The 7,831-nt window shown below is 68.9% G+C and carries 6 protein-coding genes and 1 riboswitch; of the genes, 2 read left to right on the plus strand and 4 right to left on the minus strand.

Translation table 11 applies throughout. The annotated features are described in order from the left end of the window. The 3 genes from EG885_RS11780 to EG885_RS11790 are packed head-to-tail and all read right to left on the minus strand — an operon-like array spanning nucleotide 1 to nucleotide 3,222. Nucleotides 1-684 carry a thiamine ABC transporter ATP-binding protein gene (locus EG885_RS11780; RefSeq protein WP_131574702.1) on the minus strand — a complete coding sequence of 228 codons (684 nt, stop codon included), beginning with the start codon at nucleotides 682-684 and terminating at the stop codon, nucleotides 1-3. Continuing rightward, nucleotides 677-2,200, minus strand: a complete 1,524-nt coding sequence (locus EG885_RS11785; RefSeq protein ID WP_131574720.1) for a thiamine/thiamine pyrophosphate ABC transporter permease ThiP — start codon at nucleotides 2,198-2,200, stop codon at nucleotides 677-679. Before EG885_RS11785 ends, EG885_RS11780 begins: the two co-directional genes overlap by 8 nt. A 17-nt stretch (nucleotides 2,201-2,217) precedes the next feature. Continuing rightward, on the minus strand, nucleotides 2,218-3,222 hold the full coding sequence (locus EG885_RS11790; protein ID WP_131574704.1) for a thiamine ABC transporter substrate-binding protein: 1,005 nt from the start codon (nucleotides 3,220-3,222) through the stop codon (nucleotides 2,218-2,220). 29 nt (nucleotides 3,223-3,251) lie between these two features. Beyond that, a riboswitch (TPP riboswitch) is annotated at nucleotides 3,252-3,350 on the minus strand. A 59-nt stretch (nucleotides 3,351-3,409) separates the two neighbouring features. On the opposite strand from EG885_RS11790, the gene mutS reads away from it, so the two are divergent. Both mutS and aroC read left to right on the plus strand, forming a co-directional pair. Further along, a complete protein-coding gene (gene mutS / locus EG885_RS11795; protein ID WP_131574706.1) occupies nucleotides 3,410-6,037 on the plus strand; it encodes a DNA mismatch repair protein MutS in 2,628 nt (875 codons plus the stop codon). After that, nucleotides 6,034-7,149, plus strand: a complete 1,116-nt coding sequence (aroC, locus tag EG885_RS11800) for a chorismate synthase (protein WP_131574708.1) — start codon at nucleotides 6,034-6,036, stop codon at nucleotides 7,147-7,149. Before mutS ends, aroC begins: the two co-directional genes overlap by 4 nt. Here aroC and EG885_RS11805 read toward each other — a convergent pair. Further along, nucleotides 7,137-7,831: PfkB family carbohydrate kinase (locus EG885_RS11805; RefSeq protein WP_131574710.1), on the minus strand; the 695-nt coding region annotated here is incomplete at its 5' end. The genes aroC and EG885_RS11805 overlap by 13 nt on opposite strands.

Genomic DNA, 7,831 nt, shown 5'->3' on the forward strand with positions numbered 1-7,831 from the left:
CTAGCCCAGATAGGCGCGCAGCCCCGGCGGCGGGTCGTCCAGCAGGGCGCCGGTGGGCCGGGGCGGGTGGACGCGCCCATCCTCGACCAGCAAGGTGTCGGGGGCAAAGATCCGGGCATCGGTGGGGTCATGGGTGACCATCAGCACCGTCGTATCCGTGGCGATCTGCGCCAGCAGGGCCAGCATCTCGGATTTCAGGGCCGGGCCGAGCGCGGCAAAGGGCTCGTCCAGCAGCAGCAGGGGCCGGGCGCGCAGCAGCACCCGGGCCAGCGCGACGCGGCTTTGCTGGCCGCCCGACAGCGCGCCGGGGCGACGCTCGCCCATGCCCGTCAGCCCCACCTGATCCAGCGCCTGCGCGACCTGCACCCGCTGCGCCCGGTCCAGCCGCAGATCGGGGCGCAGACCCATCCCCATATTTTGGGTGACGCTAAGATGCGGGAACAAGTTATGGTGTTGAAACAGGATCGAGACCGGACGCCGCCCCGGCGCCAGATCGGTGATGTCCTGCCCGTCCCAGATCAGCCGCCCCTGCGTCGGGGCCAGAAACCCCGCCACCAGCGACAGCAGCGTCGATTTCCCCGAGCCCGAGGCGCCGATGACCGCGTGGCGGCCCTGGGGCAGGCTCAGATCCGCGGCCAGCGTGAAGTCGTCCTGACGCAGGACGATGCCCTGAAATTCAAGCATCCTGACGCCCTCCCCGGTCGAACAGCCAGAACAGCGCAAAGCTGATCGCCATCAGCAGGACGGCGCAGGCGGCGGCATCCTGCATCCGGTAACTGTTCATCAACTGATACAGCTTCAGCGGCAGCGTCGGCTGATCGCTGGCAAACAATGTGATCACACCCAGATCGCCCATGGCCAGCGCCGCCGCCAGACCGGCGGAAAATCCCAAAGGCCGCGCCAGACGGGGCAGCACCAGATAGCGCAGCCGCGCCCATCCGCGCAGATCCAGCGAGGCCGCCAGCTGACCGTAATCGGCCTGCAACGCCTGCGCCGCCGGGATCAGCGCCCGCAGGCCAAAGGGCAGCGCCATCGCCGCATTGATCGCCACCGTCACCGGCAGGGCGATCTGCTGCGGCGTGGCCACGTCCCGCAGCAGGATGAACAGCCCCGTTCCCAGCACCAGAGGCGAGGCGATCAGCGGCAGCATCCCCGCCCCCTCGACCCACCGCCCGGCACCCCGCGCGATCGTCAGCGCCAGCGCCAGACAGGCCGCGACCGACAAAAGGGCCGAGATGACCGCCATCACCGCCGACCGCCCCGCAGCCGCCCAGACATCCCCCGGCAGACCGGGAATGCGCGGCAAGCCCGTCAGGGTCACCGCCAGCATCGGCCACAGCAGAAACCCCGCAGCCGCCGCGATCACCAACGCATCCGTCGCGCGCCGCCAGCCCGCCGGGCCGGGCGGCCCCTGCGGCGCATCCATGCCCGCGCCGAACCCCGCAGGCACGGCGATCCGGCGCGCCAGCAGCAGCGCGCCTGTGCACAGCGCGACCTGCACCAGCCCAAGCGCCGCCGCCCGGCCCAGATCGAAATCGAACCGGAACGCCTGATAGATCGCCAGCTCGACCGTGGTGGCGCCCGGCCCTCCGCCCAGGGCCAGCGCCACGGTGAACGAGGTCAGGCAGACCAGAAACACCGCCAGCCAGACTCCCGGCAGCACCGCGCGCAGCATCGGGCGTTCCAGATGCCGGGCGATGTCGCGGGGGGTGAAATCCAGACTGGCGGCCAGACGGAAGCGTTCCGACGGGATCGCCTGCCAGCCCTGCAGGATCAACCGCACCGACAGCGGCAGGTTGAAAAACACATGCGCCAGAATGACCCCCTGCCAGCCATAGACGCTGAATTGCGGCAGGCCGAGGGCCTCCAGCCCCGTATTCACGGCGCCATTGCGGCCAAAGACGGCGATCAGCCCCATGATCGCCACGATCACCGGCAGGATGAACGGCGCCCCCAGCAGCGTGACCAGCAGCCCCCGCCCCCGGAACCGCCGCCGCGCCAGCGCGCGCGCCACCGGCACCGCCAGCAGGGCCGAGACCGAGGCTGACAAAGCCGCCTGCCAACAGGTGAACCAGACCGCGCGCCAGTCCCATTCGCCCAGACCCGACAGCCCGCCCGCCGAGACGGCGACAGCGGCCAGCGTGCCCAGGATCAGCGCGGCCAGCAGGGCGGCAAGGACATGCCCGGCGCTTGGGGCCATGATGGGCAAGGCCGTGTTCAGCGGAAGGCCCGTTGCCATTCGTCCAGAGCTGCGGGGCGCAGCGCCTCGGCCTCATCCTCGGAATAGAACAGCGTCACCTCGGGGCGGGGCAGATCGCGCATCACCTGCGGCCAGTCGGCCTCGGGCAGTTTCGCGGGCAGCGACCAGTTGGCCAGCGGGATCGTGGCCTGAAAATCAGGCGTCAGGATCCAGTCCATGAAGGCCTGCGCCAGTTCGGGCTGATCGGTCCCGGCCACCTGCGCGGCCAGTTCGGCCATGAAGTAATGCCCCTCGGGGAAAATCGCCGCGACCTTGGTCAGATCATCCTCGGCTGCGATGTGATAGGCGGGCGAGGTGGTATAGGACAGGACCATGTCGGCCTCTCCATCGGTGAACATGCCATAGCTCTCCGACCAGCCGCGCGTCACCGTCAGCACCTTGGGTGCCAGCTTTTCCCATGCGGCGGGCGCATCATCGCCATAGACCTGCTTGACCCATAACAGCAGCGCCAGCCCCGAGACGGAGCTGCGCGGATCCTGAATGACGATCTTCAGATCATCGGGCGCGTCCAGCAGGTCGGCGAAACTGGCGGGCGGATTGTCCAGCCGGGTCGTGTCATAGACAAAGGCGGTCTCACCCCAGTTATAGGGCAGGAAGATGTCGTCATCCCATTCCACCGGCAGCGACATCTCGGACGTGTCCTGCCCATGCGGCGCGAACAGGCCTGATGCCCGGGCCCGCGCCGTCATGTCGGTGTTCAGGCCAAAGACGATATCGGCGGGCGTGCCCGCCCCCTCCATCAGGATGCGGGGCAGGATATCGCCGGTCACGAATTGCAAATCGCAGTCGCAGATCGCCTCGAACCCCTGTTCGATCGCGGGACCGGGGCCCCATTCGCTGGCGACATAATCGCTGGCATAGACGGTCAGCACGCGGTCCTGCGCCACCGCCGGGCCCGCCAGCAGGGGAACCGCCAGCAGGGAACCGGCCAGCACCAGCGCGGGGATCGGGAAAAATCTCATGTCGCCTCCTCGTTTTCGGTATCGAAGAAAGGGACATGCCGCACCTTCCCTCCGCCGGGCTTAGCCGGATCAGGTTCAACGGGTCCGCTGTCGCGTCTCAGCCCGTATGGGCGCCCCGAGGTGCAATTGAATGTAGGGATTTCACCGCCCTGCGCAAGCGGCTAGAACGGCGGGCATGACAAAGGACATGACCGACCAGCCGACCCCGATGATGGCGCAATATCTGGCCATCCGCGCCGCCAACCCCGGCGCGTTGCTGTTCTATCGCATGGGCGATTTCTACGAGATGTTCTTTGACGACGCGGTCGCCGCCGCCGCCGCACTGGACATCGCCCTGACCAAACGCGGCACGCATGAGGGTCAGCCCATCCCGATGTGCGGCGTGCCGGTCCATGCGTCCGAAGGCTATCTGCTGACGCTGATCCGCAAGGGGTTCCGCGTCGCCATCGCCGAACAGATGGAAGACCCCGCCGAGGCCCGCAAGCGCGGATCGAAATCCGTGGTCGCCCGCGACGTGGTGCGCCTTGTCACCCCCGGTACCCTGACCGAGGAATCGCTGCTGGAGGCGCGGCGCCACAACTATCTGGCCGCCTTTGCGCAGGTCCGGGACGAGGGCGCGCTGGCCTGGGTCGATATCTCGACCGGGGCGTTTCAGGTCATGGACTGCCCCCTGCCCCGTCTGGCCCCCGAACTGGCCCGTCTGGCCCCGCGAGAGGTTCTGGCCAACGACCGCACGCTGGACGAGGTGGTCGGCGATGCCGGTGCCGCGCTGACCGATCTGCATGCCAGCGCCTTTGACAGCGGCGCCGGCGCGCGGCGGCTGTGCGCGCTGTACGGGGTCGAAACGCTGGACGGGTTCGGCCATTTCACCCGCCCCGAACTGGCGGCGATGGGGGCCATCGTCGATTATCTGGACATGACGCAAAAGGGCAAGCTGCCGCTGCTGCGCCCTCCGGTCCGCGAAAAGGCCGGGGGTGCGATGCAGATCGACGCGGCCACCCGGCGCAATCTGGAACTGACACAGGCGCTGTCGGGCGGGCGAGACGGCTCGCTGCTGGCGGCCATCGACCGCACCGTGACCGCGCCGGGCGCGCGGCTGCTGGAACGCCGCATCAGCGCGCCAAGCCGCGATCTGGCGCTGATCCATGCGCGCCACGATGCCGTGGCCGCACTGGCGAACGATCCGCGCCTGATGGCCGATCTGCGCAGCGCCCTGGCCCGGGTACCCGACATGGACCGCGCGCTGTCGCGGCTGGCGCTGGACCGGGGCGGGCCGCGCGATCTGGCGGGCATCCGCGCCGGGCTGGCGCAGGGCGCGACCATCGCCGCCCGCCTGCCGGATGACGCGCCCGACGTGCTGCGCGAGGCCGCCACGGATCTGACCGGCCACGAGGCGCTGGTGGATGTTCTGGATGACGCGCTGGTGGCCGAACCGCCGCTGCTGGCCCGCGACGGCGGTTTCGTGGCCGAAGGCCATGACCCCGAACTGGACCAGACCCGCCGGTTGCGCGACGAGGGGCGCGGCGTCATCGCCGGGATGCAGGCGGATTATGCGACGCTGGCCGGGGTGCCCAGCCTCAAGATCAAGCATAACAACGTGCTGGGCTATTTCATCGAAACGACCACCACCCATGCCGAACGCATGATGGCGGCGCCGCTGAACCAGACCTTTATCCACCGCCAGACCACGGCCAACCAGATCCGCTTTACCACGGTCGAGCTGTCCGAGCTGGAGACCCGCATCCTGAACGCCCGCGACCGCGCGCTGGAACTGGAACGCGCCGTCTTTGACCGCCTGCGCGCCGCCGTTCTGGCCGAGGCCGCGCGGATCGGACAGGCCGCCCGCGCCTTGGCCGAGATCGATGTGGCGGCTGCCTTTGCCGATCTGGCCTCGGGCGAGGGCTGGGTGCGGCCCCGCGTCGATGACAGCCGGGCCTTTGTGATCACAGGCGGGCGCCATCCGGTCGTCGAACGCGCGCTGCGCCGCAAGGCCGACAGCTTTGTCGCCAATGACTGCGATCTGACGACCGGGGCGACGCCCGCGATCTGGCTGCTGACCGGTCCCAACATGGCGGGCAAATCGACCTTTCTGCGCCAGAACGCGCTGATCGCGGTGCTGGCGCAGGCGGGGGCCTTCGTGCCCGCCCGCGCGGCGCATCTGGGTCTGGTCAGCCAGCTGTTTTCCCGCGTCGGCGCGGCGGATGATCTCGCGCGGGGCCGGTCCACCTTTATGGTCGAGATGGTCGAAACCGCCGCGATCCTCAATCAGGCCGATGACCGCGCGCTGGTCATTCTGGACGAGATCGGGCGCGGCACCTCGACCTGGGACGGGCTGTCGATTGCCTGGGCGGTGATGGAACATCTGCATGGCCTCAACCGCTGCCGCGCCCTGTTCGCCACCCATTACCACGAGATGACCGCCCTGTCGGCCAAGCTGGACGGGGTCGAGAATGCCACCGTCGCCGTCCGCGAATGGGAGGGCGAGGTGATCTTTCTGCACGAGGTCATCAAGGGCGCCGCCGATCGCAGCTATGGCGTGCAGGTCGCGCGGCTGGCGGGCCTGCCCGCATCGGTCGTGGACCGCGCCCGCACCGTGCTGGACGCGCTGGAGAAGGGCGAACGGCAGGGCGCCAGCCGCCCCGCCGCGCTGATCGACGACCTGCCGCTGTTTCGCGCGGTGCCGCCCGCGCCTGCGCCGAAATCCTCGGCGCTGGACGCGCGGATGAAAGCGGTGCATCCCGACAGCCTGACCCCGCGCGAGGCGCTGGACCTGATCTACGAGCTGAAATCCCTGACCGAGGAGACGTCCCGATGAGCTATAATACCTTCGGTCGCGAATTTCGCTTTACCACATGGGGCGAAAGCCACGGCCCCGCGCTTGGCGCGACCGTGGACGGCGTGCCCCCCGGCGTCCCCCTGTCCGAAGATTACATCCAGCGCTTCATGGACCGCCGCCGCCCCGGCACCAGCAAACACACCACGCAGCGGCGCGAGGATGACCGCGTCCGCATCCTGTCCGGCGTCTTCGAGGGCGTGACCACCGGCACCCCCATCCAGCTGATGATCGAGAATACCGACCAGCGGTCCAAGGATTACGGCGATATCGCCACCAGCTTTCGCCCCGGCCATGCCGACATCACCTATCATCTGAAATACGGGCTGCGCGACTATCGCGGTGGCGGCCGGTCCAGCGCGCGCGAGACCGCGTCTCGGGTCGCGGCGGGGGCGGTGGCGCAGGCGGTCCTTGGCGCGCTGGTCCCCGGTCTGGCGATCACCGGATACATGGTCCAGATGGGCGCGCTGCATCTGGACCGGGCGCGGTTCGACGCCCGCGCCATCGACGACAATCCGTTCTTTTTGCCCGATTCGGGCGCCGTGCAGGCGTGGTCGGATTATCTGGACAAGATCCGCAAGGATCAGAACAGCGTCGGCGCCGCGATCGAGGTTCTGGTCACCGGCTGCCCGCCGGGCCTTGGTGCACCGGTCTATGCGAAGCTGGACACCGATCTGGCCGCCGCGATGATGTCGATCAACGCCGTCAAGGGCGTCGAGATCGGCGAGGGGATGGCCGCCGCCGCCCTGACCGGCGTCGCCAATGCCGACGAGATCCGGATGGGCAATGACGGCCCGGTCTTTCTGTCCAACCATGCGGGCGGAATTCTGGGCGGCATCTCGACCGGGCAGGACATCGTGGTGCGGTTCTCGATCAAACCCACCAGCTCGATCACCACGCCGCGCCGGTCGGTCAATACGCGCGGCGAGGATGTCGAGGTGATCACCAAGGGCCGCCACGATCCCTGCGTGGGCATCCGCGCGGTCCCGGTGGCCGAGGCGATGGCTGCCTGCGTGCTGCTGGATCACCTGCTGATGGACCGCGCGCAGACCGGCGGCATCCGGGGCCTGATCGGTCCCGATCAGGCGGACTGAGCGGCCAGGAACGCATCGACCTCGGCCCGGGTCGGGATGGCGTCGCCCGTGCCAGCGCGCGTGACCTTCAGCGCCGCCGCCGCCGAGGCCAGCCGCAACGCACCGGCAATATCGGCGCCCTGATCCAGTGCCGCCGCGAAATAGCCGGTAAACGTATCGCCCGCCCCCGTCGTGTCCACCGGGCTGACCTTGAACGAGGGCTGGCTGAACACCTGCCCCGTCGTCAGACAGCGATACTCGGCCCCCTCGGCCCCGCGCGTGATCAACAGGCCCTGCACCGGCAGATCGCCCGGCACGCCCGAGAACAGCTGTTCGGCCTCGCCCTCATTCATCGCCAGAATCGCGACATGGGGCATCACCGCACGCACCGCATCCAGATCGAAGGGGGCAGCGGAATAGATCACCCGCGCGCCCTGCACCGCTGCGGCCCGCGCAGCGGCGACCTGGCCGTTCGTTTCGTTCTGCAACAGCAGCGTGTCGGCGGGCGTCATCGCGGCCAGCGCATCGCTCAGGGCGGCCTCCGACACGGCGCGGTTGGCGCCGGGATGGATGACGATGGAATTTTCCGCATCACGGTCCAGCAGGATGATCGCATGGCCGGTCACCTGATCGTCAAGGCGCGCGATGCCCGACACATCGACGCCGCTGTCCTGCAACCGCGCGGCCACCCAAGCGTCGCCCG

This window comes from Paracoccus nototheniae (assembly GCF_004335005.1).
GTDB lineage: Bacteria > Pseudomonadota > Alphaproteobacteria > Rhodobacterales > Rhodobacteraceae > Paracoccus > Paracoccus nototheniae.

Excerpts from the sequence above, each read along its gene's own strand:
- EG885_RS11790 (WP_131574704.1), bottom strand. The coding sequence starts at position 3,222 with ATGAGATTTTTCCCGATCCCCGCGCTGGTGCTGGCCGGTTCCCTGCTG.
- mutS (WP_131574706.1), top strand. The coding sequence starts at position 3,410 with ATGACCGACCAGCCGACCCCGATGATGGCGCAATATCTGGCCATCCGC.
- aroC (WP_131574708.1), top strand. The coding sequence starts at position 6,034 with ATGAGCTATAATACCTTCGGTCGCGAATTTCGCTTTACCACATGGGGC.
- EG885_RS11780 (WP_131574702.1), bottom strand. The coding sequence starts at position 684 with ATGCTTGAATTTCAGGGCATCGTCCTGCGTCAGGACGACTTCACGCTG.
- EG885_RS11785 (WP_131574720.1), bottom strand. The coding sequence starts at position 2,200 with ATGGCCCCAAGCGCCGGGCATGTCCTTGCCGCCCTGCTGGCCGCGCTG.